The 24,818-nt window shown below is 61.4% G+C and carries 20 protein-coding genes and 1 pseudogene; 14 read left to right on the top strand and 7 right to left on the bottom strand.

Annotated features, from left to right (window positions below; translation table 11 throughout):
* Positions 1-203: 203 nt before the first annotated feature.
* Complete coding sequence (locus LG30_RS0115420; RefSeq protein WP_033131587.1) at positions 204-1,832, bottom strand: mechanosensitive ion channel family protein; 1,629 nt, start codon at positions 1,830-1,832, stop codon at positions 204-206.
* 244 nt (positions 1,833-2,076) lie between these two features.
* On the opposite strand from LG30_RS0115420, the gene LG30_RS0115415 reads away from it, so the two are divergent.
* The 5 genes from LG30_RS0115415 (at position 2,077) to LG30_RS0115395 (ending at position 7,408) form a co-directional block, all read left to right on the top strand.
* The gene (locus LG30_RS0115415) at positions 2,077-2,421 is read left to right on the top strand and encodes a DUF3302 domain-containing protein (protein WP_081966218.1); all 345 of its coding nucleotides are present in this window, start codon (positions 2,077-2,079) and stop codon (positions 2,419-2,421) included.
* Between the two features lie 10 nt (positions 2,422-2,431).
* Positions 2,432-3,469 (top strand): HlyD family secretion protein, encoded by a 1,038-nt coding sequence (locus LG30_RS0115410; protein WP_033131586.1) that lies wholly within the window; start codon positions 2,432-2,434, stop codon positions 3,467-3,469.
* Positions 3,470-3,620: 151 nt separating this feature from the next.
* Positions 3,621-5,381, top strand: coding sequence for a DNA repair helicase RadD (gene radD, locus LG30_RS0115405; RefSeq protein WP_033131585.1), 1,761 nt, complete (start codon positions 3,621-3,623; stop codon positions 5,379-5,381).
* Between the two features lie 84 nt (positions 5,382-5,465).
* Positions 5,466-6,911, top strand: coding sequence for a D-alanyl-D-alanine carboxypeptidase/D-alanyl-D-alanine endopeptidase (gene dacB / locus LG30_RS0115400; RefSeq protein ID WP_033131584.1), 1,446 nt, complete (start codon positions 5,466-5,468; stop codon positions 6,909-6,911).
* Positions 6,912-7,150: 239 nt separating this feature from the next.
* Complete coding sequence (locus LG30_RS0115395) at positions 7,151-7,408, top strand: GrxA family glutaredoxin (RefSeq protein WP_033131583.1); 258 nt, start codon at positions 7,151-7,153, stop codon at positions 7,406-7,408.
* A gap of 66 nt (positions 7,409-7,474) precedes the next feature.
* On the opposite strand, the gene LG30_RS0115390 is transcribed toward LG30_RS0115395, so the two are convergent.
* Positions 7,475-7,687, bottom strand: coding sequence for a DUF1653 domain-containing protein (locus LG30_RS0115390; RefSeq protein WP_033131582.1), 213 nt, complete (start codon positions 7,685-7,687; stop codon positions 7,475-7,477).
* A 356-nt stretch (positions 7,688-8,043) separates the two neighbouring features.
* On the opposite strand from LG30_RS0115390, the gene LG30_RS0115385 reads away from it, so the two are divergent.
* Positions 8,044-9,258, top strand: a complete 1,215-nt coding sequence (locus LG30_RS0115385; RefSeq protein WP_033131581.1) for a pyridoxal phosphate-dependent aminotransferase — start codon at positions 8,044-8,046, stop codon at positions 9,256-9,258.
* A gap of 64 nt (positions 9,259-9,322) precedes the next feature.
* Here LG30_RS0115385 and LG30_RS0115380 read toward each other — a convergent pair whose 3' ends face one another.
* Positions 9,323-10,798 (bottom strand): YfcC family protein, encoded by a 1,476-nt coding sequence (locus LG30_RS0115380; RefSeq protein WP_033131580.1) that lies wholly within the window; start codon positions 10,796-10,798, stop codon positions 9,323-9,325.
* 162 nt (positions 10,799-10,960) lie between these two features.
* Positions 10,961-12,154: an enoyl-ACP reductase FabV gene (gene fabV, locus LG30_RS0115375; RefSeq protein WP_033131579.1), complete on the bottom strand. Its 1,194-nt coding sequence runs from the start codon at positions 12,152-12,154 to the stop codon at positions 10,961-10,963.
* Positions 12,155-12,455: 301 nt separating this feature from the next.
* Between fabV and LG30_RS0115370 the strand changes: the two genes are divergently transcribed.
* On the top strand, positions 12,456-12,914 hold the full coding sequence (locus LG30_RS0115370; RefSeq protein WP_033131578.1) for a DUF4124 domain-containing protein: 459 nt from the start codon (positions 12,456-12,458) through the stop codon (positions 12,912-12,914).
* 83 nt (positions 12,915-12,997) lie between these two features.
* Here the strand turns inward: LG30_RS0115370 and LG30_RS0115365 are convergent, their stop codons facing one another.
* Positions 12,998-15,418, bottom strand: coding sequence for a beta-glucosidase family protein (locus tag LG30_RS0115365; protein WP_033131577.1), 2,421 nt, complete (start codon positions 15,416-15,418; stop codon positions 12,998-13,000).
* Positions 15,419-15,710: 292 nt separating this feature from the next.
* Between LG30_RS0115365 and LG30_RS0115360 the strand changes: the two genes are divergently transcribed.
* Together LG30_RS0115360 and LG30_RS22895 are read left to right on the top strand one after the other, a co-directional pair.
* Positions 15,711-16,748, top strand: a complete 1,038-nt coding sequence (locus tag LG30_RS0115360; protein WP_081966216.1) for an AraC family transcriptional regulator — start codon at positions 15,711-15,713, stop codon at positions 16,746-16,748.
* 296 nt (positions 16,749-17,044) lie between these two features.
* Positions 17,045-18,343: a methyl-accepting chemotaxis protein gene (locus LG30_RS22895; RefSeq protein ID WP_033131575.1), complete on the top strand. Its 1,299-nt coding sequence runs from the start codon at positions 17,045-17,047 to the stop codon at positions 18,341-18,343.
* Between the two features lie 85 nt (positions 18,344-18,428).
* Here LG30_RS22895 and LG30_RS0115350 read toward each other — a convergent pair whose 3' ends face one another.
* Together LG30_RS0115350 and LG30_RS21020 are read right to left on the bottom strand one after the other, a co-directional pair.
* The gene (locus LG30_RS0115350) at positions 18,429-18,626 is read right to left on the bottom strand and encodes a hypothetical protein (RefSeq protein WP_033131574.1); all 198 of its coding nucleotides are present in this window, start codon (positions 18,624-18,626) and stop codon (positions 18,429-18,431) included.
* A gap of 60 nt (positions 18,627-18,686) precedes the next feature.
* A pseudogene (locus tag LG30_RS21020) lies at positions 18,687-19,582 on the bottom strand (DMT family transporter).
* Between the two features lie 111 nt (positions 19,583-19,693).
* On the opposite strand from LG30_RS21020, the gene rsxA reads away from it, so the two are divergent.
* The 5 genes from rsxA to rsxG are packed head-to-tail and all read left to right on the top strand — an operon-like array spanning position 19,694 to position 24,818.
* Positions 19,694-20,275 carry an electron transport complex subunit RsxA gene (rsxA, locus tag LG30_RS0115340; protein WP_033131573.1) on the top strand — a complete coding sequence of 194 codons (582 nt, stop codon included), beginning with the start codon at positions 19,694-19,696 and terminating at the stop codon, positions 20,273-20,275.
* Between the two features lie 4 nt (positions 20,276-20,279).
* Positions 20,280-20,846 carry an electron transport complex subunit RsxB gene (rsxB, locus tag LG30_RS0115335; RefSeq protein WP_033131572.1) on the top strand — a complete coding sequence of 189 codons (567 nt, stop codon included), beginning with the start codon at positions 20,280-20,282 and terminating at the stop codon, positions 20,844-20,846.
* Positions 20,847-20,860: 14 nt separating this feature from the next.
* Entirely contained in the window at positions 20,861-23,095 is a 2,235-nt protein-coding gene (gene rsxC, locus LG30_RS0115330; protein ID WP_052101132.1) for an electron transport complex subunit RsxC, read from the top strand.
* Positions 23,096-23,098: 3 nt separating this feature from the next.
* Positions 23,099-24,151, top strand: coding sequence for an electron transport complex subunit RsxD (gene rsxD, locus LG30_RS0115325; protein ID WP_033131571.1), 1,053 nt, complete (start codon positions 23,099-23,101; stop codon positions 24,149-24,151).
* A 34-nt stretch (positions 24,152-24,185) separates the two neighbouring features.
* Positions 24,186-24,818 (top strand): electron transport complex subunit RsxG, encoded by a 633-nt coding sequence (gene rsxG, locus LG30_RS0115320; protein WP_033131570.1) that lies wholly within the window; start codon positions 24,186-24,188, stop codon positions 24,816-24,818.

Genomic DNA, 24,818 nt, shown 5'->3' with positions numbered 1-24,818 from the left:
GTGAGTTCATGTTGCGCAAGACGACGCTGGCGCAAGGTGAGCAGTGGGAAGAGAGACAGCAGGTGTTGAAAGGCTTGAGTATCCATGATGGTGGCCTTCAGGGGGATGACCTATTTCAAGGTTAGCCTTTCAACACGTAATTGGGACAGCGCCAATAAGAAGGCCCGGCATCGCTGCCGGGCCTTCTCGTTTTCTCGCTCCATTCACCCCTGTCTGGCCGCCGGACGCTCCTCCGCGGGCGCCTCGGCCGGGGCCTGATACCAGTGCTCTCTGGCCACCAGCACCGCCTGCTCCGGCTGGGCGATGAAGTTGGGGGACATGATCTGCACCCCGAACTCGTTGAACACGTCCTGGATGTGGCCATGCAGCTCCGTCTTGACCACCGCGGGCAACAAGCCGTCCTTCATGCGCACCTGCAGCTCGTACTCCACATACCAGTCCTGCAGGTTGAGCTGACGCACCAGCGGTGGCTCGGCCTGGTTGAGCTGCTGGCAGCGCCGCGCCGCCAGCTCCAGCATGGCGTGCACCTGGCGCCAGGGGGTGTCGTAGCCGATGGTCACCTTGGTCAGCAGGGCGACCCCCTTGTCCCCCGCCAGCCGCGTGAGATTGGTTACCCTGCCGCCGACCACCACGGCATTGGGCAGGGTTACCTCGTGATCCTGACGCGTCACCAGCTTGGTCGAGAGGGCGTTGAGCTCGGTCACCATCCCCTCCACCTCGCCGATCTGCACCAGATCGCCGGGTCGCAGGGCGCGGGAGTAGATGAGCACCAGGCCGCTCATGGCATGGTTCATGATCCCGGCCGAGCCCAGGGTCACCATCAGCCCGAAGAAGACGCTGATCCCCTTGAAGGCGTCGGAGTTGGCGCCGGGCAGGTAGGGATAGGCCACCGTCAGGGCGAACAGCCAGATCACCACCGAGAGCAGCCGCCGGGTGGCGCCTATGGTCTCGGCGTGCAGGCCCTGCACCCGGAACTGACCGCGCTCGATGCGATCGAACACTATGGCCAGCATCCGGATGAAGAAACGGGTGATGACGATGATCAGCAGCACCGTCACCAGCCCCGGCATGGCCGAGATCATTCCCTCCAGCATGTCGCCGCACAGGGTGAACAGGGAGTCCCCCAGCCGCTCGCTCCAGGCCCGCGTTTGTGGGAAGAGCCCCAGTACATAGGTGAGCCAGCCATAGGTGAGCGCGAAGATCAGCAACAGGGTCAGCAGGCCGAGCAGGCGAGCCTCGACATTGCCCGCCACCTGGCGCCACTGATGGGGGATCAATCCCCTCTGCAACAGCAGGCGGTTGGCGAGCCACTTCTTGACCAGCCGCAGCCCCTTTTGCAGCAGCCAGACCAGACCAAAGAAGACGACACTGGCCAGCAGGGTCTTGCCGACGGCCTTGAGCAGATAGGGGGCGGAATGCAGCTCAAGATACTTGATGCGGACCTCATCCAGGCGCAGCCGGACCCGCTCGGCCGCCTGATCCAGCGTCAACTCATCGAATTCGTCCAGATCGCCGGCCAGCAGCACCAGAATGCGCTTGCCGTTCACCATGAACTCCCGGCTATCCTGGCCGACCCGAGTCCCCTTGGCCAGGGTGACGGGCGAGTTCAAGTCGCCGGGCGCCATGGCCTGGAGCCGTTCATGGACCAGCCGCACCCGGGCCGCCCCATCCAGGCTGCCATACTTGGTCTGCAACATGACGATGGGCTCATGGAGCAGGATCAGGGTCTGTGACCTCTCCTGCTCGGTGGGCGCCATCCTGGGCTCTGCCGCCCAGCCGATCCTTGCCGACGACAGGCTGACCAGCAGCAGCCCTCCCCATAACAGACTCATCCAGCACGGTCTTTTCATCGCTAACTCATCTCCTTGAGCTGTGACACCCGAATCCCTTTTCCTCTTTGATTTTACAGAAATAAATTCATCGTGCGCGATTTATGACCAGCCAATGAACCGAGGCTGTACCGGAATGTCAACACTCTGATTGCAGTCTTGCGCTGACGTAATATGCTGTCATCATGCACCAGAAACTATGGGTGCAAGTCTCTGTGTAGCCTTGCAGTCTCGATTGGAGATATTAATGATACCTGATTACATACTTACCTACGTTGCCCTCGGGATATTGGTGTTTGTCGTCTTGGTCATGTTCTACGGCGTCATCGTCATTCACGATATTCCGTATGAAATTGCCAAGCATCGCAATCACCCCCATCAGGACGCCATTCACGTAGCAGGCTGGGTGAGTCTGTTCACCTTGCACGTGCTCTGGCCTTTCCTCTGGATCTGGGCCACGATTTATCGCCCCGATCGGGGTTGGGGTTTCAATCAACGCCTACAGAAGGACGAAGATGAGATCTCGACACTCAAGCAAGAACTTGCCGCACTGCAAGCCCGTATGGCCACGCTCGAACAGACCGAAAAATAGGTAATCTTTCATGGACTTGCTACTTATCCTCACCTACACGGCCATCTGTGTAGGCATTTTCAAGATCTTCAAGATCCCGCTCAACAAGTGGACGGTGCCGACGGCCGTGCTTGGTGGCATCTTCATCATAGGGGCGCTCATCGTGCTGATGAACTACAACCACCCCTATTCGGAGCTGGCGCGCAATTACTATGTCTCCACCCCCATAGTCCCACTGGTCAAGGGCCGCGTTAGCGAAGTGCCTATCCAACCCAACCAGAAGGTCAAGAAGGGTGATGTGCTGTTCCGTATCGAAGCAGAGCCCTTCGAGCAGAAGGTCGCCAGCCTGACCGCACGACTTGCCTCCAGTCGTGACTTCCTCAGAGCCTTGGATGCCCGGCTGCGCTCCGCCAGCCTGGACCGGGATCGCGCCCTGGAGCTGGTGCGTCGCGGCATCGGCAAACAGCGGGATCTGGACGTGACCCAGGCCAATGTGGATGACATCGTCGCCCAGATGGACCAACAGAAGGCCTCGCTGAATGATCTGAGCGCCCAGATCGATATCGCCAAGTACGATCTGGAGCAGACCGTCGTCTATGCTCCCACCGACGGCCACGTGGTGCAGTTGGCTCTTCGCCCCGGCATGATCGCCGGTCCCTTCCTGTTCCGTCCGGTGATGACATTCATTCATGATGATGCCAACTCCTACGTCGGCTGGTTCTGGCAGAACAGCATGCAGCGACTGGCGGTGGGTGATGAAGCCGAGGTGGTGCTCGACGGCATCCCAGGCAAGATCTTCAAGGGCAAGGTACTGTCCGTGATCCCCGCCATGGCGCCGGGTAACATTCAGGCCAACGCCAACCTGATCGACCAGAGCTCGGCCCAGATACCGGGTCGCCTGCCCATCGTCATTGAGATCACCGACCCCGAGTGGGCCAAATATCAGGTGATCGCAGGCTCCAGCGGCCAGGCCGCCATCTACACCGAACATTTCCACCATGTGGCCATCATGCGTAAAATTTTGCTGCGCATGGGTAGCTGGCTCAACTACCTGTTCCCCTTCCACTAAGCAGCGATGCAGTGAATCAATGGGCCGGAATCATTCCGGCCCGTTTTTTTGACGCCAAGACCTGCTCCTCTCTCAGCGTCCCACTGCCGCACGCTGCATTTTGGCGGCAAGATCCCTATAATGGCGCCATCTTGCATCAGCCAGTGTCTCCATGTTCGTTCTCAGACCCTACCAGACCGACGCGGTCAACGCCGTCATCCAGCACTTTCGCAAACACCCGGATCCCGCCGTGGTGGTCTTGCCCACCGGCGCCGGCAAGAGCCTGGTGATCGCCGAACTCGCCCGCAAGGCGCGCGGCCGTGTGCTGGTGCTGGCCCACGTCAAGGAGCTGGTGGAGCAGAACCACGCCAAGTACGAGGCCTGGGGGCTCAAGGCTGACATCTTCGCCGCCGGGCTGGATCGCAAGGAGGCCAGCGCCCAGGTGGTGTTCGGCTCGGTGCAGTCGGTGGCGCGCAATCTGGACGCCTTTGATGGCGCCTTTTCGCTGCTTATCATCGACGAGTGTCATCGGGTCTCCCTCGAGGATGACAGCCAGTACCATCAGGTGATCGCCCATCTCAAGGCGGCCAATCCGGCGCTCAAGATCCTCGGCCTCACTGCCACACCTTATCGGCTGGGGCTTGGCTGGATTTATCGGCGCCACTATCACGGCATGGTCAAGAGCCACGGGGAGCGGCTGTTTGGCGACTGCGTGTTCGAGCTGCCCCTGCGCTTCATGGTGAAAAATGGCTATTTGACGCCGCCGCGCCTGGTCGATGCCCCCATCGTTCACTACGACTTCAGCAGGCTGATCCCCCGTGAGAACGGTCTGTTCAGCGAAGCGGATCTCAACGGCGAACTCAAGCGCCAGCAGCGGGTCACCCCCCATATCATCAGCCAGGTGCTGGAGTACGCCCGGGAGCGGCAGGGGGTGATGATCTTCGCCGCCACCGTCGAGCACGCCCGGGAAATTCACGGGCTGCTCGGGAGCAAAAGGGAAAAGGCCGCCCTTATCACGGGCGAGACCCCGGGGCCGGAGCGCGATGCCCTGATCCAGGCCTTCAAGGGGCGGGAGCTCAAGTTTCTGGTCAACGTGGCGGTGCTCACCACCGGCTTCGACGCCCCCCACGTCGATCTCATCGTCATGCTGCGCCCCACCGAGTCGGTGTCGCTCTATCAGCAGATCGTCGGCCGGGGCCTGCGACTGTCGCCGGGCAAGGAGGATTGCCTGGTGCTCGACTATGCCGGCAACAACTTCAACCTGTTCGCCCCCGAAGTGGGGGAGCCCAGGCCCCACGCCGGTACCGAGCCGGTGCAGGTGCCCTGCCCCGCCTGTGGCTTTGCCAACACCTTCTGGGGCAAGACCGACGAGGATGGCAAGGTTGTCGAACACTATGGCCGCCGCTGTCAGGGGCTATTTGAAGATGACGAGGGCCATCGCGAGGAGTGCGACTACCGCTTTCGCGCCAAGATCTGTCCCGCCTGCGGGGCGGAGAACGACATCGCCGCCCGCCGCTGCCAGAGCTGCGATCAGCTGCTGGTGGATCCGGACGACAAGCTCAAAGCAGCGCTTAATCTCAAGGACTGCATGGTGATCCGCTGCGCCGGCCTGACCCTCGCCAGTGGCCGTGGCAAACAGGGGGAGCGGCTGGAGGTGACCTACCACGATGAGGATGGCTTGACCCTGGTGGAGTACTTCGGCTTTCACTCGAGCGGTGCGCGGCGCTTGTTTCAACAGCGCTTTGTGCGTCATCATTGGCCCGCCCCGGGCCTCGAGCCCGAATTCACCACCCTGGAGAGCGTGCTGGCCGAAGGCCCCAAGTTCCGCCACCCGGACTTCGTCATCGCCCGCAAGGCGGGGCGCTTCTGGCAGGTGAAGGAAAAAATTTTTGACTATCAGGGTCGTTACCGTACAGCCGAAACCCTTGGCTGACGGCGCTCTGGCAGGTGAATATATCCATGTTGAGTATAAAGGCTGGCAGACGATGCCAGTCTCTTCGTCAAGTTTGAGGATCTTATGCAGCGGCTGTTGATTGGTGTTTGTGCTCTGTTTTCCACCCTGTTTTCCACCCTGGTCCATGCCGCCCCGCTGATCCCCCCAAAGGGAGGCCAGTACGCCGTCATAGTGCAGGGCAGCGGCGGGGTGGAATTTGCCCGTCACGCCGATGACATGATAGCGCCCGCCTCCACCATGAAGGTGCTGACCGCGCTCGCCGCCCGTCTCGAGCTCGGCGCCGACTTTCGCTTCGCTACCGACATCCAGGCCCAGCTGGGGGCCAAGCAGGGGGATGTCATCAACGGCGACCTCTGGATCAACTTCGTGGGCGACCCCACCTTGTCGCGCATGGATCTGGTCGCCCTGTTCAAACAGCTCGGCGTGACCCGCATCAAGGGCAACGTCTATGTCAACACCGGCGCCTACAACGGCTACGAGCGTGGCAACGGCTGGTCCTGGGGAGATCAGACCCTCTGCTTCGCGGCCCCGGTCTCCTCCGTCATCATCGACAAGAACTGCGCCTACGGCACCGTCACCGCCACCCAGATAGGTAAACCGGCGGTGGGCAACGTGGCCACCGGCGTGCCCATCGGCATCGGCGCCGACAACGTGGAGGTGATGAGCTACGCCGACATGGCGCGCCAGTTCTGCGCCCTCGAAGTGGACATGGCCAAGGGCAACTTCTATGAGCTCAAGGGCTGCATCACCCCGAACAAGGAGCCACAAGGGCTGCGCTTCGCCATCCACGACGTGGAAGCCTGGGGCTGGGACAACATTCGCTGGGCCATGAACCGTGCCGGCATCAGCCACGACGGCCTGCTGCGGGTCACTCACCGCGCACCGGTGGGCGCCGAGACCCTGGCCACCCACTACTCCGTCTCCCTGCCGGTGATGCTTTCCAAGATGTTGAAGAAATCGGACAACCTCTACGCCGATACCTTCTTGAAGACCGTCGGCCGTCACTACTACAACAAGCCGGGCAGCTACCGCAGCGGCACCATGGCGGTGCGCGCCATCCTGACCAAGAACGGCATCGATCTCGGCAACGCGACCCTGGCCGACGGCTCCGGCCTCTCCGCCCACAACCTCATCAGCGCCCGCCAGATGCTGTCGGTGCTGGCCTTCATCCAGAAGAACGATGCCCAGCTCGATTTCATCAAGCTGCTGCCCAGTTCCCAGGTGGACGGCACCCTGGCCTGGCGCCGCAGCGTCACCGCCCCCATGATGAAGAACAAGGTGCACGCCAAGACAGGGACCATCACCGGCACCTCCAACCTCGCCGGCTTCATCGACACCGCCGGCGGCCAGCGCAAGGCCTTCGTGATGTTCCAACGTGGCCTCTCCCAGGATCCGGCCACCCACGAACGCTACCGTGCCAGCAAGGCACCCTGGCCCTGGACCGGATTTGAGAAGGGGGTGCTGGAGAGCATCTACCAGCAGCAGCCGATCCAGATCGTCGAACAATGATGAGCAGGGGTCTTGCCAGCAAGGCGGCCTCCATACCCAGGACAGTGTTCGAGAAAGGCGTGATGGAGAGCCTCTATCGGCAGCAGCCGATCCAGATCGCCGAGCAGTAAACACGGGCCATGGTGCCCGCCATTTTCCACTTTAACGAACCCTGAGGCGGGACTATGCTGTCGCCAGCCTCATTGCAGCGGCTTCATATAACGGCTTCATATAACGGCTTCATTTAACGGAGAGAAACGATGTTTGTAGAAATTTTTGGTCGCCCGGGTTGCCCTTACTGTGTCCGTGCCAAGCAGATCGCCGAGCAGTTGACCGAGGAGCGCGATGACTTCGAGTTCCGCTACGTGGACATCAACGCCGAAGGGCTGACCAAGGACGATCTGGCCGTCAAGGCGGGCAAGCCGGTCACCACGGTGCCGCAGATCTTCCTGGACGAGCAGCACATCGGCGGCTGCACCGACTTCGAAGCCTATGCCAGGGCTAATCTGGGTCTGTGATCCCCATTCGTATCGTAAAAAGGCGCCTGATGGCGCCTTTTTTCATGGTGAGAACCGCAGCCAGACTCAGTCTGCCACCGGCGTGAAACGACTCACCACGGCGCCCTGATGCTCGATCCACTCCATGAACATGGTGACGGGCCTGGCATAGACGATGTCGTCCTGCTCGGACTGGTAGATGACCAGCCGCTCCTGGGTCTCGGTGTGCAGGGCCAGGGTGAGCACCCGATAGTGCCCTCCCTTGAAGTGGCGATAGCGGCCGGGTGTGGGTGCATGCATGACAAAGCCTCGAAACAGGATGAAAGACCACCGGACGCAAAGCTGACCGGGCCGATAAGGGGGCTGGCGGGCGTTTCTCAGCCCAGCCAATCGTGCCAGATGGGGGGAGTATTTCAATATACTCCTGCGGCTTTATGAAGCTGACCCTCATCTTTCACTGGTTTCTTGCGAAACAGGCAAACGATCCTGCTGAATTTAACAGATTGGCAACCCTGTTTTAGGGGTTAATATCAGCAATTTATTCCATAAATTAGATTGTTCTAGCATTCAATTCTGTGAAGAATAGGGGTTGAGAAATTTGATACTAAAAAACGCTTTTTGCCAACGCGCCCCCAGGGGAAGGAATCACGCTCACCATGTTCACTATCGACAAGTCGCACAAGCTCGACGATGTCTGCTATGACATTCGCGGCCCGGTGCATAAAGAGGCCCGCCGTCTCGAAGACGAAGGCCACCGCATTCTCAAGCTCAACATCGGCAATCTGGCGCCATTCGGTTTCGATGCCCCCGAGGAACTCATCAAGGATGTGATCCTCAACATGCCCCAGAGCCAGGGCTACTGCGACTCCAAGGGACTGTTCTCCGCCCGCAAGGCGGTGATGCAGTATTACCAGCAGAAGGGGATGCGCAAGGTCGATATCGATGACATCTACATCGGCAACGGCGCGAGCGAGCTCATCGTCATGGCCATGCAGGCGCTGCTCAACAACGGCGACGAGATGCTGGTGCCCTCCCCCGACTACCCGCTGTGGACTGCGGCCATCACCCTCTCAGGTGGTCATGCGGTGCATTATCGCTGCGACGAAGGGGCCGACTGGTATCCGGATCTGGATGATATCCGCGCCCGCATCACCCCGCGCACCCGCGGTCTGGTGCTGATCAACCCGAACAACCCGACCGGCGCCGTCTACGGCAGCGAATTCCAGCTGGAGCTGATCGAGATCGCCCGTCAGCACAACCTCATCATCTTCGCCGACGAGATCTACGACAAGATCCTCTACGACGACATCGCCCACACCAGCGTCTGCACCCAGTGCGACGACGTCATGGTGGTGACCTTCAACGGCCTCTCCAAGGCCTACCGTGCCTGTGGCTTCCGCCAGGGCTGGATGGTCATCACCGGGCCCAAGGGCCGCGCCAAAGGCTATATCGAGGGGCTGGAGATGCTGGCCTCCATGCGGCTTTGCTCCAACGTGCCGATGCAGCACGCCATTCAGGCGGCGCTCGGTGGCTACCAGAGCATCAACGAGCTGATCCTGCCGGGCGGCCGCCTGCGGCGCCAGCGGGACAAGGCCTGGGAGCTGATCAACGCCATCCCCGGCGTCTCCTGCGTCAAGCCCAAGGGGGCGCTCTACCTGTTCCCGCGCCTGGATCCCAAGGTGTACGACATTCGCGACGATCAGAAGATGGTGTTCGACCTGCTGCAGCAGGAGAAACTGCTGCTGGTACAGGGCACTGGCTTCAACTGGCCCGCGCCGGACCACTTCCGCCTGGCATTCCTGCCAAGGGAAGAGGAGCTGGAAGATGCCATCGATCGCCTCGCCCGCTTCCTCAAGAACTACAAGCAGTAAGCGCTGCCGAGATCATGAAAAAGGCTCCCGCGGGAGCCTTTTTGTTGTCTGTCGTATCAGGCCATCAGCCGTGCAGCAGGGCACCGACCACCAGCACCCCCATGGTGATGAGCGCCACCCCTATGATGAAAGGCAGCACCCAGCGCACGAAGCGTTCGTAGGGGATCTTGGCCAACGCCAGCCCGGCCACCAGATGGGCGGCGGTGGGGGCGAACAGGTTGATCCAGCCGGAGGCCGACTGGTAGGCGGTGATCACCAGATCCCGGGAGATGCCGGAGAAATCGGCGAGCGGCCCCATCAGCGGCATGGAGACGGTCGCCAGCCCCGAGGTCGAGGGGATGAAGAAGCTCAAGATGATGTGCACCAGATAGGCCATCAGGATGAATACCGAGGAGGAGAGCCCGGTCACCAGCCCTTCGGCCCAGTGCAAAATACTGTCGATGATGACGCCCTGCTCCATCACCACATAGATACCGCGCGCCACCGCCACTACCAGCGCCACCCCGATGAGATCCCGCGCCCCTTCCAGGAAGGTGGCCACGTAGTTGGACTCGGGCATCCGGTTGATGAGGGCGATCAGGATGGAGGCGCTGAAGAACAGGGTGGAGAGTTCATCGAACCACCAGCCCAGGGTCGGCAGAAAATCGATCCCCAGATCCGCCCAGGGCACCACCGCATAGATCATCAGCAGGAAGGTGCCGAAGAACACCAGCATGGTGAGTTTCTGTTTGCCGCTGAAGGCCGAGTCGCTGCGCTTCATCTGGGAGAACTCGTCGTCATACTGGATGTCGGCCAGCACAGAATTCCCCTTGTCCTGCTGCACCTGCTTGGCATAGCGCATCACGAACCAGGAGGCGAAGATCACCAGCAGCAGCCACTGGATGACCCGCAGTCCGATCCCCTCACCGATGGGGATGCCGGCAAAACCGGAGGCGATGCCGGTAGCGAAAGGGTTGACGGTGGAGGCCAGCACCCCGACCCCTGAGCCGAGCAGTATGATCCCCGCCGCCACCATGCGATCGAAGCCCGCCGCCATCATGACAGGCACTATCAGCGCCCAGAAGGCCACCGTCTCCTCCGCCATGCCGAAGGTGGAGCCACCGAGGGCAAAGAGCGCGATCAGCACCGGGATCAACAGCCGCTCACGGCCGGCGAAGGCGCGCACTATGGCCCCGACCCCGGCATCCAGCGCGCCGCTGTGCATGGTGACCGCCAGGAAGCCGCCGATGATGAGCACGAACAGCGCCACGTCGGCCGCCTTGTGGAAGCCCTGAATGGGAGCCTTGAGCACATCGAACACGCCCTGTGGATGGGAGGGCAGCTCGGTATAGCTGCCGGGCACCGGCAACAGCCGCTCGTCGCCGCTGTAGTCGGCCACGGCCGCCGCCGCAATCGGCTGTTGGCTCTTGGCGGTGACATAGTTGTACTTGCCCGCCGGCAGCACCCAGGTGAGGGTGGCCATCAGGGCGATGATGATAAACAGCAGGGTATATACGGTGGGGAGTTGGCGCTTCTTGGGCGCCTCCTGTGGGCTGGTCATAGTGTCCGTTCCTCGGCAAGGCCGTCATGTGATCCGATCAGCGCAAGACTAGCGGTTTTGATATCGGAAAAAGGTGATCGCGGATAATAAAATTTCTTGATAAGGCAGGATTTTTGATAAAAAAACAGGGCCCCGCAGGGCCCTTTTTCATTTGAGTCAAGATCAGAGCTCGACCACGTCGAAGCGCACGTCCGGGTTCACGTCCGCATCGTAATCCACCTCGTCCAGACCGAAGCCGAACAGGCGCAGGAACTCCTGCTTGTAGCCGGTGTAGTCGGTAAGCGTGGACAGGTTCTCGGTGGTGATGGAGGGCCAGAGATCGCGGCAGGTCTGCTGCACGTCGTCACGCAGCTCCCAGTCATCCATGCGGATGCGGGCCTGTTCGTCCAGCACCAACTCCTCGCCATAGAGGCGGGTGCGCAGCATGCGGTCGACCTGCTCCATGCAGCCTTCGTGGATGCCCTTCTCCTTCATGATCTTGAAGGCCATGGAGATGTAGAGCGGCATCACCGGAATGGCGCTGGAGGCCTGGGTCACCACGGATTTCAGCACGGCCACGTGAGCGGTGCCGCCCTTGGCCTTGAGATCGCCACGGATGGCGCTGGCGGCGCGGTCCAGATCTTCCTTGGCGCGGCCCAGGGTGCCATGCCAGTAGATGGGCCAGGTCAGATCGGTACCTATGTAGGAGTAGGCAACGGACTTGGCGCCGTCCGCCAGCACGCCCGCGTCACGCAGGGCCGCCATCCACAGCTCCCAGTCCTGACCGCCCATGACGGTGATGGTGTTCTGGATCTCTTCCTCGTTCGCCGGCTCGACGGTGGCGGTGATAATCTGATCCTTGTTGGTATCGATGGCGGTGGTGGTGTAGGTCTCGCCGATGGGTTTCAACGCGGAGCGCACCACTTCACCGGTGTCCGGCATCTTGCGTACCGGCGAGGCCAGGGAGTAGACCACCAGATCGATCTGGCCGAGATCGGCCTTGATGAGTTCGATCACCTTGGCGCGGCACTCGTTGGAGAAGGCATCGCCGTTGATGCTCTTGGCGTACAGGCCGGCCTCTTTGGCCGCCTTGTCGAAGGCGGCGGAGTTGTACCAGCCGGCGGAGCCCGTCTTGGTCTCGGAGCTCGGCTTCTCGAAGAAGACGCCTATGGTGGCGGCGCCGGAGCCGAAGGCGGTAGCAATGCGCGAGGCCAGGCCGTAACCGGTGGAGGCGCCGATCACCAGTACCTTCTTGGGACCATGCTCGATGGTGCCCTTGGCCTGGGTGTAAGCAATCTGGCGACGAACATTGGCTTCACAACCGACCGGGTGAGTGGTGGTACAGATAAAGCCGCGAACCTTGGGTTTGATGATCATAGGGGGTCTCGACACCGTTAAATGAATGAAATCGGGGCATAAGATACCTCATTGTGGCCCGTTATGGTGCTCTGATGTGTTGAAGCGCGGGGAAAACCGGCAGGAGAGCCCCCCTTCAGGGGCCTGGTGGCGACCCAGGATAACGGCATGGATGCGCAATACGCGATTTGAAATGGAGTGACCCTATGAAGAGACTATTGTTTCAAGTACCCCCTGTTGTTGGCAGTACCCGAAGATGCTGGCGAGACCGCAGCCCAGCCCCTCGTACTACCGTGCAGGAATAGGATTCAAGGAGGTATCTATGTCACGCATTCTGGCCATCTGCCTTGGTACCTTGATTACCGCCATCCCGCTGTCACTCCAGGCCGGTGTCTACCAATGCACCGTCAACGGCAAGATCACCTTCAGCGATATCCCCTGTACCGGTGACGCCAAGCCCATGGATCTGCGGATCTACACCCCGCCAGCAGAGGTGGTGGCAGAGGCCAGCAAGCAGACGCAGGCGATTGAAAAAGATCTCGCCACTAGCCAAAAGCAGCGCCAACTGGAGGTCCTTCGCGCCGAAGCTGAGGCCAAGACCCTGAAGATGAACAACGAGATCACCAGGTACAACGAGCAACTGACGGGAACGACGTCATCTCAGGCCGATGGTGCTGGCGAAAAGCGTTCCGCCGCCGAGATACAGGCCATGACCCGCCGTCACCAGAGCGAGATGGAGGCCCTGAACAAGCAGATCTCGACCCTGCAGCAGAAGAAATAGGCTCACCTGCCGGGCGGCTTAGGCGTCAGACCTTGCAGGCCCGATCGACAAGGGGGAGCCAAGGCTCCCCCCATTTTTCCCTCTCAATACTGCGTTTCGAAAGAGGCCTCCGTGACCCCGGCCGGCAGCGCCAGCGCCCCCGGCGTGGTCTTGCTGACCACCAGCTTGCTGCTCACCGTGAAGCTCTGCGGCGCTATGGCCGCCACCTCGGAAGAGGGGGCGACATAGAGCTTGTAGGTGCCAGGCTCGATGATCCACTCGTTGTTGGCGTTGTCGAAGCTGGCGAGCCAGCTGGCCGGGATCTCGAAGCTCAGGGTCTCGCTGGCACCCGCCGGCAACAGCCTTGTCTTGGCAAAGGCCTTGAGCTCGATGGCCGGTTTGCCCAGGGTCCCGGCCGGGGCCGCCACATAGACCTGAGCCACCTCCCTGCCGGAGACGCTGCCACTGTTGTAGACGGTGGTAGTCAGGGTCACCTTCCTGCCTGCCGAAGCCAGCGTATTGCTCTGTATCGCCGTGTTTTTGTAGTCGAACTGGGTGTAGGAGAGGCCGTGGCCGAAGGGATAGTTCACCCCCTTGCCGAAGGTCGCGTAGTAGCGATAGCCAACATAGATGCCCTCGTTGTAGTAGTGGGTGTCTACCTTGCCATCCCCGTCGGTATCCGTGCCCGGGAAGCCCGCAGACGAGGGCACATCCTGGTAGCTGGCCGGGAAGGTCTGGGTCAGCTTGCCGCTGGGATTGACGGCCCCGGACAGCAAGTCCGCCACTGCATGGCCCGCCTCCTGCCCCGGCATGTAGGCGAGCAGGATGGCATCCACCTTGTCCTGCCAGGCACTGGTATCCATGACGCCACCTGTGTTGAGCACCACCACCACCTTCTTGCCCAGACCGTGGAAGGCGCTGCTGACATTGTCGATGAGGCTCTGCTCCACATCCGACAGCTGATAGTCGCCCTTCACGTTCTGGCGATCCACCCCTTGCATGGAGTTGCGGCCCAGGGTGATGACGGCGACGTCATTGCTGGCCGCATAGGCCGCGATCTCGGTCTGGCTCAGCGCCGGCTCCGGGCAACTCACGACGGTGGAGATGCCACCGAAGTCGCTCGCACTCTTGTTCTGCTCGAAGAAGGAGCGGTAGAAGGCATCCAATCCGCCATCGACGGCAAACTGCTGTGCCAGCCCATCCGCCACGTTGACGGTATGGGCCGCATTCACGTCACCGCTGCCGGCGCCGCCCTTGAGGGTGTTGATCTGGGTGATCCCGAAGGAGGCGACCTTGCTGCCCCCGGCCAGCGGCAAGCTGGCCTGATGGTTCTTCAGCAGTACCATGCCGTCGCTGGCCGCCTGACGGGACAGGCTAGCATGGCTCGCCAGATCCGGGGCATTGGTGGGGACATAGCCCTGATTCGAGGGCATCTTCAGCACCTGGGTCAGGATCCGCACCGCCCCTTGCGCTATGGTATCGGCACTCAGGCTGCCGGCGGCATAGGCCTCCTGCAAACCGGTCAGGGCGTCACCGTAGCCATAGGGCAGCGCCGGGCCGCCCGGCTCAATCAGATCGTTGCCGGAGTTGATCATATCCGCATAGTGGCCATCCCCCGACCACCAGTCGCTCATCACGAAGCCTTCGAAGCCCCACTCATTGCGCAGCACCCGGGTATTGAGATCGACCCACTGGCCGGTATAGGTGCCGTTGACCTTGTTCATGGCGGTCATCACCGCCCAGGGATTGGCGTGCTCCTCGGCGTACTGGAAGCCCCGCAGGTAGATCTCACGGATGGCGCGCGGCGAGATGATGTTGTCGACGATGGAGCGGGAGGTCTCGGCGTTGTTGGCGATGAAGTGCTTGATGGTGGTGCCCACCCCCTGGGCCTGGGCCCCCGCCACCTCGGCGGCCCCCATGACCCCGGAGACCAGAGGATCTTCCGAGAAGTATTCGAAGCTGCGGCCGTTGAGCGGGTCGCGCTGAATGTTCATGCCGGGCGCGAGCCAGACATCCAGCCCGTACTCCTTGACCTCGTTGCCGATGGCCGCCCCCACCTGCTTGACCAGATCAGCATCCCAGGTCGAGGCCAGCAGGGTGCCCACCGGGAAGGCGGTACCATGGAAGGTGCCGGACTCCCCCTCCCGGGTCGGCGCTATCCGCACCCCGGCGGCGCCATCCGCCAGCTTGCTGGCGGCGATGTCCAGCCCGGACTCCGCGTTATAGACGCCGTTGATGTAGCCCACGCTGCCCGGCACATCCCCCTTGAGGTTGTTCAGGGCATCCAGGTTGGTCACGAAAGCCCCGTTGGTAAACACATAACCCGGCCCCACCAGCAACCCCAGCCGCTCGTCCGGGGTCATCTTTTGGACCATGCCTTCCGCCAGCGCCCGGTAGTAAGCATTATCCTTGACCACCTCGGTCTGCGCCGTTGAACTGTTGTCGTTACACCCCTGAACGCCCAGCGCCAGCGCGATGGCGACCGCCACACCACTCCAGTGATGGCCCTTATTGTTATGTTTCATGTGATTCCCTTTCATTGCGTTATTCGAATGGACAAGCCGAAATAGCCTGCGCAGCTTATCGCGAAGGCAAGGGAACCCGCTTTGCATGGGGGGGCGGCTATTTTGCATTGAGGTGCCGGCAGGCAATATCGCCGCTGTCATCACAGCGTTACCTTTGGTTACAGCAATGAACATTAAGTTTCACAGCATTTGACCTGACGCGCAGATATCTTGCCCGGAAAATGCCTTAATCCCGCGGCGCGGCAGGATGCTGTCTGGACAATAAAAATAGGCTCAGCATGAGGGATTATATATGGGAAAGAGCGTTTCAAATATCATCGCCAGATCGACGCTTTATTTCCTGAAAGAGCAAGGCGTCAATACCAACGCCATAATATCGCAATGTCATCTCAGTCAATATGAAATAGAGAAGAACGATGGCCGCCTCTCGGATAAACAGCATCTGCGCTTTATCAAGGAGACGGCGGCATACGACAGCTTGTGGCAAGAACAGATGTCACAAGATGATGCACCGGATCGACTTATCAGTCAGGCCTATGAGCTGTTCCCCGAGCTCGTGGGTTATTGCCTCAATCAGAAGACGGCCAGCGACGCCGTGCTCGGCTATATCCGCAACAGGATCATCATAGGCAACTGCGATCGGTTCACCCTGCACCAGGAGGAGGGACAACTCGCCATCGGCTATGTCGAGGATGCCGACCCGCTGCAGCGAAATCGCTCCGCCATCGGCAACTTCAGGATGCTCAGGGAACTGGTGCGCCTCTACGCCCCCACCGCCAGCACGGCGGTGAGCCTGCGTGGCAGTGACGGCGAGGGCCGCAAGCGGCTCGATGATGCCTTCGGCTGTCGCTGCCAGTTCGGCCAGAATGCCAATGTCATCCACTTCAAGGGGGCCGATTTGCTGGCCCCGGTGGACAGCTATCTGCCGCTGCTCCATCAAAATCAGCACCGGCAAATTACGAAAACGGTGGCGGCGCTGGAATATGAGAAAGGGTTCTCATCCCTGATATATTCCTTGCTCGACGAGGCCATCGAAAATAATCATATTGCCGATGAGGCCAGCTTCATGAAGCATATTTGTGCCGTGATCGGCATGAGTCGCTGGACGGTGAATAGTCGCCTCAACCAGGAAAATACCAACCTCAGCCAGCTATTGAAAAATGTACGCCTGAAAAAAGCCTGCCTCTGGTTGGCCGAAACAAACCTGAGCATCCAGGATATCAGCGAGCGCCTTCGTTTCTCTTCCCTCTCGGTGTTTTCACGGTTTTTTTCTACCCATATGGGATCTTCCCCGCTGCATTATCGTCGCCGACTCGGTCCGCGGGCTTGAGGCCTCATACGAACAACTATTCTTTCTACGCCCCCCGGATGGGCTGTTTATAAGCAGTGCCTGTGGGCACTCATTCATGCCAGTATCATGAGGGTATGCCACTGGCACTCGTATCCGATCAAATCTGCTTTACCCCGGTGACGGGCGATAGCGCCCTAAATTAATCGGCATTGATAATTAAAAAATACCAAAAGTTAACCCGGAGTCGATTAAGGTTCATAGAACACCAACGCTATTGTCAAATCACTCAGATAAGATTGAGCATGTCATTCAAGGTCTCATGGAGGAGCGCCGTTATGTTCTGGAAAAATACGACCAGCAAGGAAGCGAGTGAGCAGGCAGCCAAGGTAGTGGCATTGAGTGCCTTCGAGCAGGCCATCCAGTCCCGGGTGCCCTTCATCCTGTTCACCCCGGCGGGCATGGTCACCTTCGTCAACGACCTGTTCCTCAACATAGTGGGCTTCCAGCGGGAGGAGGTGATCGGCAAGCACCACAGCGCGCTCTGCTTCCCCGAAGACGTCAAGACCCACGACTATGAGAATCTGTGGCAGGATCTGCGCGGCGGCACCTCTCGCAACGGTCGCTTCATCCGTCAGTCGAAGTCGGGCAAGCCCATCTGGCTGGAGGCGACGTATTTCCCCATCATGATCGATGGCAAGGTGGCCAAGGTGGCCAAGGTCGCCTCCGACGTGACCCAGCAGCAATCCTCTCTGGAACGCACCCAGGCCCTGCTGGCGGCGCTGGACAAGTCCCTGGCGGTGATCGACTTCCAGCCGGATGGCACCGTCATCACCGCCAACCAGAATTTCCTGCGCTGCTTCGGCTACCGGCTGGAGGAGGTGGTCGGCAAGCACCACCGCCAGTTCTGCGATCCCGAGTTTTATCAGAAAAACCCGAACTTCTGGCGCGACCTGGGTTCCGGTGACATCAAGTCCGGGCTCTTCATGCGCCTCGGCCATCGTGGCGAGAAGATCTGGCTGGAGGCGACCTACAACCCCATCTTCAATCACGAAGGCAAGGTAGTCAAAATCATCAAGCTGGCGAGCGACATCACAGAGCGGGTCGAGAAGTCCATCTCCACCCGGGAGGCGGCCCAGAAGGCCTGCGCCATCGCCAGCGAAACCGTCGCCAGTGCGGCCAAGGGGCGCGAGGTCATCGACAAGGTGCTGGATACCTCTCGCCACATCAACACCTCGGTCAACGAGGTCAGCAAGCAGATCGATCAGCTCAACCAGCAATCCAAAAGCATCGAGTCCATCATCTCCACCATCAGTGGCATCGCGGATCAGACCAACCTGCTGGCGCTCAATGCCGCCATCGAGGCGGCCAGGGCCGGGGAGCAAGGGCGGGGCTTTGCGGTGGTAGCAGACGAGGTGAGGCAGCTTGCCGCCAGAACCTCGACCTCCACCAGCGAGATAGTCTCCGTCATCAAGCACAACTCCAGCATCACCTCCCAGATCACCCAGACCGTCTCCATCGTCTCCGACAAGGCAATGGCGGGGCAGGATCAGGCCAACATCATCTCCGGCGTCATCGAGGAGATCATCGAAGACGCCAACTCGGTGTCCGATACCGTCAAGAGTCTGTCCATCTGACAAACAGCCATACCAGCAACGAAAACACGGGGCTTGTCCCCGTGTTTTCGTTGGCAATCAGGATGACCAAAGAGGCGCCGCGCGCTCAATCCTCCCCCATCAGATAACGTCTGGCATCCTCATCGGCCAGACTCAGGGCCGACTCCCATAACTCGGCGATGCGCAGCCCCTCCTCCCCCACGGCCTCTTCTTCCAGCGCCTCCAGCGCCCGGGCATCGCTCAGGGTGAAAGGCTGGTGGGTCAGCAGCGTCTGCGCCCTTGCCAGTAACATCATGTCGTTCATCACTTGGCTCCTTCATGGCCGGGATACCCTCTGTCCAGAGGGTAGCCGATAAGCGGGGAGTCAACTCTCGGTGGCGGCGGCTCGCTCCCTGCGGCGTCTCGTCGGTAGCTGGCCCACCCCGATCCCGGCCAGCACCGCGGCGCAGGCGAGCCACTGCAGGCTGTTCAGGGTCTCCCCCAGCAACAGGTAGGCAAGCAGCAGGGTAAACACCGGGATGAGATTCACGTAGGCGGCCGCCAGGGTCACCTTCACCTGGGTCACCGACCAGTTGTAGAGCAGGTAGGCCCCCAGAGTCACGAAGGCGCCGAGGAAGACGATCACCGCCATATCCTGCCAGCTCCAGGCACTTGGCCAGGGGCGCTGAAGGCGAAGGGGGCAAAGAAGAGAGTGCCGACGAAGGCCTGCAGGGCGGTCAGGGTCATGACGCCGTAGCGGCTGGAGAGCTTCTTGAACACCACCGAATATGTCGCTGCGCAGAGCATGGCCCCCATCTCCAGACTGTTGCCAAGCAGGGCGTTGGGAGCGAATTCATCTGCCCCGCCACCCAATCCCAGCAGGGCGATGCCGAAGATGGCGATGGCAAAGCCGAGCAGCTGACGGCGGCTCACCCGCTCTTTGAGCAGCACGAAGGCCACCAGGGCCACCATCAGGGGCAACAGGGCACAGACCATGCCCGCCTGGCCGGCGCTGGTGTAGCGCAGGGCGTTCACCTCCAGCAGGAAGTAGAGGCAGGGCTCCAGCGCCCCCATCAGGGCCAGCCAGCGCCAGTCCCCCTTTCGATAGCTGAACTTGCCAAGCTGGCGGTAGCACAGGAGCCAACAGCCAGAGGCCACCCCCATCCGCATAAAGAGCACCTGGCCGAAGGACCAGACGTCCAGCACATGCTTGAGGGCGATAAAGGAACTGGACCAGAGCAACATGGCCAGGGTCAGGGTAAAAATGGGTAAGGGGCGCACAACTCCTCCATGAATTGGGCATTTGAATAATAACCATGCAGCCTTGCGGTTGTCTAAAGGCACCTAACATCAGATAATACGGCCGCCTCCACACCGGATAACCCATCGTCAATGACTGAGTACCTGCTTTTACTGATCAGCACCGTGCTGATCAACAACTTCGTGCTGGTGAAGTTTCTCGGCCTCTGCCCCTTCATGGGGGTCTCAGGCAAGCTGGAAACCGCCATCGGCATGGGGCTGGCCACCACCTTCGTAATGACGCTGGCCAGCGCCTGCTCCTATCTGATGGAGCACTATATCCTGATCCCGCTGAATATCGCCTACTTGCGTACCCTCGGCTTTATTCTGGTGATCGCCGTGGTGGTGCAGTTCACCGAGATGGTGATCCGCAAGAGCAGCCCGACCCTCTATCGCCTGCTCGGCATCTTCCTGCCGCTCATCACCACCAACTGCGCCGTGCTCGGCGTGGCGCTGCTCAGCATCAACGAGCATCACAACTTCATCCAGAGCATCATCTATGGCTTCGGAGCTGCGTGCGGCTTCTCGCTGGTGCTGATCCTGTTCGCCGCCATGCGCGAGCGTCTGGTGGCCGCTGATGTGCCCACGCCCTTTCGCGGCGTCTCCATCGCCATGGTCACCGCCGGCCTGATGTCGCTGGCCTTCATGGGCTTTACCGGCCTCATCAAGATATAGCGCTATGACTCACATCTTCTTTGCCATCCTGGTGCTGGCTCTGCTGGCCCTGGCCTTCGGCATCATCCTCGGCTTTGCCGCCGTCAAGTTTCATGTGGAAGCCGATCCCATCGTCGATCAGCTCGATGCCCTGCTGCCCCAGACCCAGTGCGGCCAGTGCGGCTACCCGGGTTGCAAGCCTTACGCCGAGGCACTCGCCAACGGCGATCAGATCAACAAGTGTGTGCCCGGTGGCGATGCCACCATGCGCAAGATAGCCGACCTGATGGGGGTCGAACCCCAACCGCTCGGTGGCGGTGACGCGGCGGCCGTGCCCGTCAAGAAGGTGGCCTTCATTCACGAAGACATGTGCATCGGTTGCACCAAGTGCATCCAGGCCTGCCCGGTCGATGCCATCCTCGGCGCCACCAAGGCGATGCACACCGTGATCAAAGACGAGTGCACGGGTTGCGATCTCTGTGTCGATCCCTGCCCGACCGACTGTATCGAGATGATCCCGGTGCCGACCACGGTCGACAACTGGAAATGGGATCTGGCCAAGGTCGCCATTCCGGTCAAGATAGTGGAATAAACAGCGGAGTAACCATGCAGCATCTGCTAGAACGCATCAAAGCCGGCACTCTCTGGGATTTTCACGGCGGCATTCACCCCCCAGAGAACAAAGATCAGTCCAGCCTGACCCCGGTGGTGGACGCGGGTCTGCCGCCCCAGTTCATCATCCCGGTGCGCCAGCACGCGGGCCCTGCCGGCGATCTGCTGGTGCAGGTCGGAGACAAGGTCAAGAAGGGCCAACCCCTGACCCGTTATGACAAGGGCCGCATAGTGCCGGTCCATGCCTCCACCTCGGGCACCATCACCGCCATCGAGCAACATACGGTGGCGCACCCCTCAGGCCTCGAGGATCTCTGCGTCTTGCTCACCCCGGACGGCGAGGATGCCTGGGGGCCGCGCGACGCCAGACCCGATTACTGGAATCTGGAGCGGGGCGATCTGCTCGAGCGCATCCAGCAAGCCGGCATCGCGGGCCTGGGCGGCGCCGTGTTCCCGACCCACAGCAAGCTCGACGGCCGCGGCCAGCTCACCGAAATCCTGATCGTCAACGGCCTGGAGTGCGAACCCTACATCACCACCGATGACCGGCTGATGCAGGAGTACGCGGACGAGATCATGGACGGCATCCGGGTGCTCAAGCACCTGCTCAAGCCGAAGCTCACCCTCGTCGGGGTGGAAGACAACAAGCCGGCCGCCATAGATGCGCTGATCCGTCACGCCACCGATGAGGACGTGTTGGTCAAGTCGGTGCCGACCAAGTACCCCTCGGGTGGCGCCAAGCAGACCATAGAGCTGCTCACCGGTCGTCAGGTCCCCAAGGGTGGCCGGGCGGTGGACATGGGCATCATGGTGCTCAACGTCGCCACCGTGTTTGCCATCAAGCGCGCCATCATCGACGGCGAGCCCTTGATCGAGCGCATCGTCACCCTCACCGGTGACGCCTTCAAGCAACCGGGCAACGCCTGGGTGCGGCTCGGCACGCCGGTACGCTGGTTGCTGCAACGCTTCGAACTGCAACCGGAGGCGGATCAGCGGGTCATCATGGGGGGCCCCATGATGGGCTTCACCCTGCCCCACGCCATGGTACCCGTGGTCAAGGCCACCAACTGCCTGCTCTCCCCCACCAGAGCCGAGCTGCCCGCTCCCGGCCCCGAGCAGTCTTGCATCCGTTGCAGTGCCTGCTCCGACGTCTGTCCGGTCAAGCTGTTGCCCCAGGAGCTGTACTGGTACAGCCGCGCCAAGGACTACGAGAAGACCGAGAAGCTCAACCTCTTTGACTGCATCGAGTGCGGCGCCTGTGCCTGGGTCTGCCCGAGCACTATCCCCTTGGTGCAGTACTACAAGGTCGCCAAGGACGATATCCGCGAGGCCCGAGCCGAGCACGAAAAGGCCGAGCGCGCCAAGCAGCGTTTCGAGGCCAAACAGGCCCGCTTCGAGCGCGATAAAGCCGCGCGCGAGGCTCGCCACGCCGAGGCTGCCGCCCAGCGCCGTCAGGCCATGACCGCCGTCGGTGGCGAAGATCCGGTGGCCGCCGCCCTGGCCCGTCTCAAGGCCAAGCAGGAGGCAACGACCAGCGGCACCGCTGCGCAGCCCGATAACGCCGCCATGGCCGCCGCCCGCGAGGCGCGCAAGCAGGAGGCTCTGGCCCGCCGCGCCGCCAAGGCGGCCGATGCCCCGGCCGCAGAGACGGTCGTGGCAGAGACTGCGACTGGCGAGGTAGATCTCAAGAAGGCCGCCATCGCCGCTGCCTTGGCCCGCGCCAAGGCCAAGAAGGCGGCGCAGGCCACCGATGAAGGCAATGCCGATGGCGAGGCGTCCGTGGTGAGTGAGCCCTCAGCTGCCGGCGACACCGATCCCAAGAAGGCGGCCATTGCCGCCGCCATCGCCCGTGCCAAAGCCAAGAAGGCCTTGGCGGCTGAGGTGGCGGTGCCGGTGGAAGCGGCGAGCGGACAGATCACCGACGATCAGACCCCCTCGGTTAGTGAGCCCTCAGCTGCCGGCGACACCGATCCCAAGAAGGCGGCCATCGCCGCCGCCATCGCCCGTGCCAAGGCCAAGAAGGCCGCTCAGGCTGATGCCTCCCTTGCAGGCACAGAGACCGATGTCGAGGCACCCGTGGTGAGCGAACCCTCGCCTGCCGGCGACACCGATCCCAAGAAGGCGGCCATCGCCGCCGCCATCGCCCGTGCCAAGGCCAAGAAGGCGGCCGCCGAAGCAGCCAAACTCGACCAGCGCGAGTCAGATCCACTTTCAGACAAGAGCCACTGATCCATGTTCAATATCGCGATGGCGCCCTTTGCCCATAACCGCAAACAGACCCAGACCCTGATGTTGCTAGTGATCCTGGCCTGCCTGCCGGGCCTGTTGGCCCAGACCTGGTTCTTCGGCTGGGGTACCCTCATCCAGGTCCTGCTGGCGCTGGTGACGGCGCTGGGCTGCGAGGCGCTGGTGCTCCGTCTGCGCAATCGTCCGGTCAAGCCGGCCCTGCAAGATGGCAGTGCGGCCCTCACCGCCGTGCTGATCGGTCTCTCCCTGCCACCCTTGCTGCCCTGGTGGATGCTGGTGCTGGGCACGTCCTTTGCCATCATCATCGCCAAGCAGCTCTACGGCGGGCTGGGGCAGAACCTGTTCAACCCGGCCATGGTGGCCTATGTGCTGCTGCTGGTCTCCTTCCCGGTGCAGATGACCAGCTGGCTGCCGCCGTCCAGCATCGCCGCCTATGACATCGGCTTTGGGGATGCGCTGTCGGTGATCTTCACCGGTTTCAGCCTCGACGGTTACAGCATGCTGCAACTCAAGCAGGGGGTGGATGGCCTCACCATGGCGACGCCGCTCGACACCCTGAAGACGGGGCTGACCCAGGGGCTCACCGCGAGCGAGGTGATGACTCACAAGGTGTTCGAAGGATGGGGCGGGATAGGCTGGAGCTGGGTCAACCTCGGCTATCTGCTGGGCGGCCTCTTCCTGTTGCAGCAAAAAGTGATCCACTGGCGCATTCCGGTGGCGGTGCTGGGGGCCCTGCTGCTCTCGGCCTTGCTGGGCTATCTGGCCACGCCGGACTCCACCGCCACCCCCATGCTGCACCTGTTCAGCGGCGCCACTATGCTGGGAGCCTTCTTCATCGCCACCGATCCGGTGAGCGCCAGCACCACTCCCCGCGGCCGCCTGGTGTACGGGGTGTTGATCGGCGTGCTGGTCTACCTCATCCGCCGCTTCGGTGGCTACCCGGATGCCTTCGCCTTCGCGGTGTTGCTGGCCAACTTGTGTGTACCGCTCATAGACAGCCTGACCCGTCCCAAGGTCTATGGGGATCGTCGCAAATGATCGCCGCTCGCACCTCACTCTCAGGAATCCTCCCATGTTAAACAGCATGCGCAAGAACGGCGTGACCCTGGCCCTGTTCGCCCTGGGCTGCACCGCCATAGTGGTGCTGACCAACGAACTGACCGAAGGCAGGATCGCCCACCAGCAACAGCTGGAAAAGCTGCGCACCCTCGAAGCCCTGTTGCCGGAGGGCAGCTACGACAACGATCTGGTGGCCAGTTGCCGGCTTGTCACCAGCCGCGAGTTCCTGGGCAGTGATCAGGGCATGCCGCTCTATAGCGCCACCCTGAACGGCGTGCCGACCGGCTATGCACTGGAAACCATCGCCCCCGACGGCTACAGTGGGGCCATTCGCATGGTGGTCGGTACCGATGCCAAAGGGGCGGTCAGCGCGGTACGGGTGCTGACCCACAAGGAAACCCCGGGCCTTGGGGACAAGATAGAGCTGAAAAAATCCAACTGGATCGACAGCTTCATGGGTCGGGTGCTCAATGCCGACAACGGCGCCAGCTGGGCGGTGAAGAAGGATGGGGGCGAATTCGACGCCTTCACCGGCGCCACCATCACTCCTCGCGCCGTGGTCAAGGCAGTGAAAAACCTGCTGCTGTTGCAACAACAGCACCCGGAGTTGCTGCGTGATGCCCCCCCCTGTGACGCCGCGCCCTGA

The organism is Aeromonas aquatica, from assembly GCF_000764655.1.
GTDB classification, from domain to species: Bacteria; Pseudomonadota; Gammaproteobacteria; order Enterobacterales; family Aeromonadaceae; genus Aeromonas; species Aeromonas aquatica.
Note: the sequence above shows the minus strand (reverse complement) of the source record. Positions and strands in the feature narration are given on the sequence as shown.

Coding starts and splice junctions, on each gene's coding strand:
- rsxD (WP_033131571.1), top strand. CDS start 23,099: ATGTTCAATATCGCGATGGCGCCCTTTGCCCATAACCGCAAACAGACC.
- LG30_RS22895 (WP_033131575.1), top strand. CDS start 17,045: ATGTTCTGGAAAAATACGACCAGCAAGGAAGCGAGTGAGCAGGCAGCC.
- rsxC (WP_052101132.1), top strand. CDS start 20,861: ATGCAGCATCTGCTAGAACGCATCAAAGCCGGCACTCTCTGGGATTTT.
- dacB (WP_033131584.1), top strand. CDS start 5,466: ATGCAGCGGCTGTTGATTGGTGTTTGTGCTCTGTTTTCCACCCTGTTT.
- LG30_RS0115390 (WP_033131582.1), bottom strand. CDS start 7,687: ATGCATGCACCCACACCCGGCCGCTATCGCCACTTCAAGGGAGGGCAC.
- LG30_RS0115395 (WP_033131583.1), top strand. CDS start 7,151: ATGTTTGTAGAAATTTTTGGTCGCCCGGGTTGCCCTTACTGTGTCCGT.
- LG30_RS0115360 (WP_081966216.1), top strand. CDS start 15,711: ATGGGAAAGAGCGTTTCAAATATCATCGCCAGATCGACGCTTTATTTC.
- LG30_RS0115370 (WP_033131578.1), top strand. CDS start 12,456: ATGTCACGCATTCTGGCCATCTGCCTTGGTACCTTGATTACCGCCATC.
- rsxB (WP_033131572.1), top strand. CDS start 20,280: ATGACTCACATCTTCTTTGCCATCCTGGTGCTGGCTCTGCTGGCCCTG.
- LG30_RS0115385 (WP_033131581.1), top strand. CDS start 8,044: ATGTTCACTATCGACAAGTCGCACAAGCTCGACGATGTCTGCTATGAC.
- rsxA (WP_033131573.1), top strand. CDS start 19,694: ATGACTGAGTACCTGCTTTTACTGATCAGCACCGTGCTGATCAACAAC.
- LG30_RS0115350 (WP_033131574.1), bottom strand. CDS start 18,626: ATGAACGACATGATGTTACTGGCAAGGGCGCAGACGCTGCTGACCCAC.
- rsxG (WP_033131570.1), top strand. CDS start 24,186: ATGTTAAACAGCATGCGCAAGAACGGCGTGACCCTGGCCCTGTTCGCC.
- LG30_RS0115420 (WP_033131587.1), bottom strand. CDS start 1,832: ATGAGTCTGTTATGGGGAGGGCTGCTGCTGGTCAGCCTGTCGTCGGCA.
- fabV (WP_033131579.1), bottom strand. CDS start 12,154: ATGATCATCAAACCCAAGGTTCGCGGCTTTATCTGTACCACCACTCAC.
- LG30_RS0115410 (WP_033131586.1), top strand. CDS start 2,432: ATGGACTTGCTACTTATCCTCACCTACACGGCCATCTGTGTAGGCATT.
- radD (WP_033131585.1), top strand. CDS start 3,621: ATGTTCGTTCTCAGACCCTACCAGACCGACGCGGTCAACGCCGTCATC.
- LG30_RS0115365 (WP_033131577.1), bottom strand. CDS start 15,418: ATGAAACATAACAATAAGGGCCATCACTGGAGTGGTGTGGCGGTCGCC.
- LG30_RS0115380 (WP_033131580.1), bottom strand. CDS start 10,798: ATGACCAGCCCACAGGAGGCGCCCAAGAAGCGCCAACTCCCCACCGTA.
- LG30_RS0115415 (WP_081966218.1), top strand. CDS start 2,077: ATGATACCTGATTACATACTTACCTACGTTGCCCTCGGGATATTGGTG.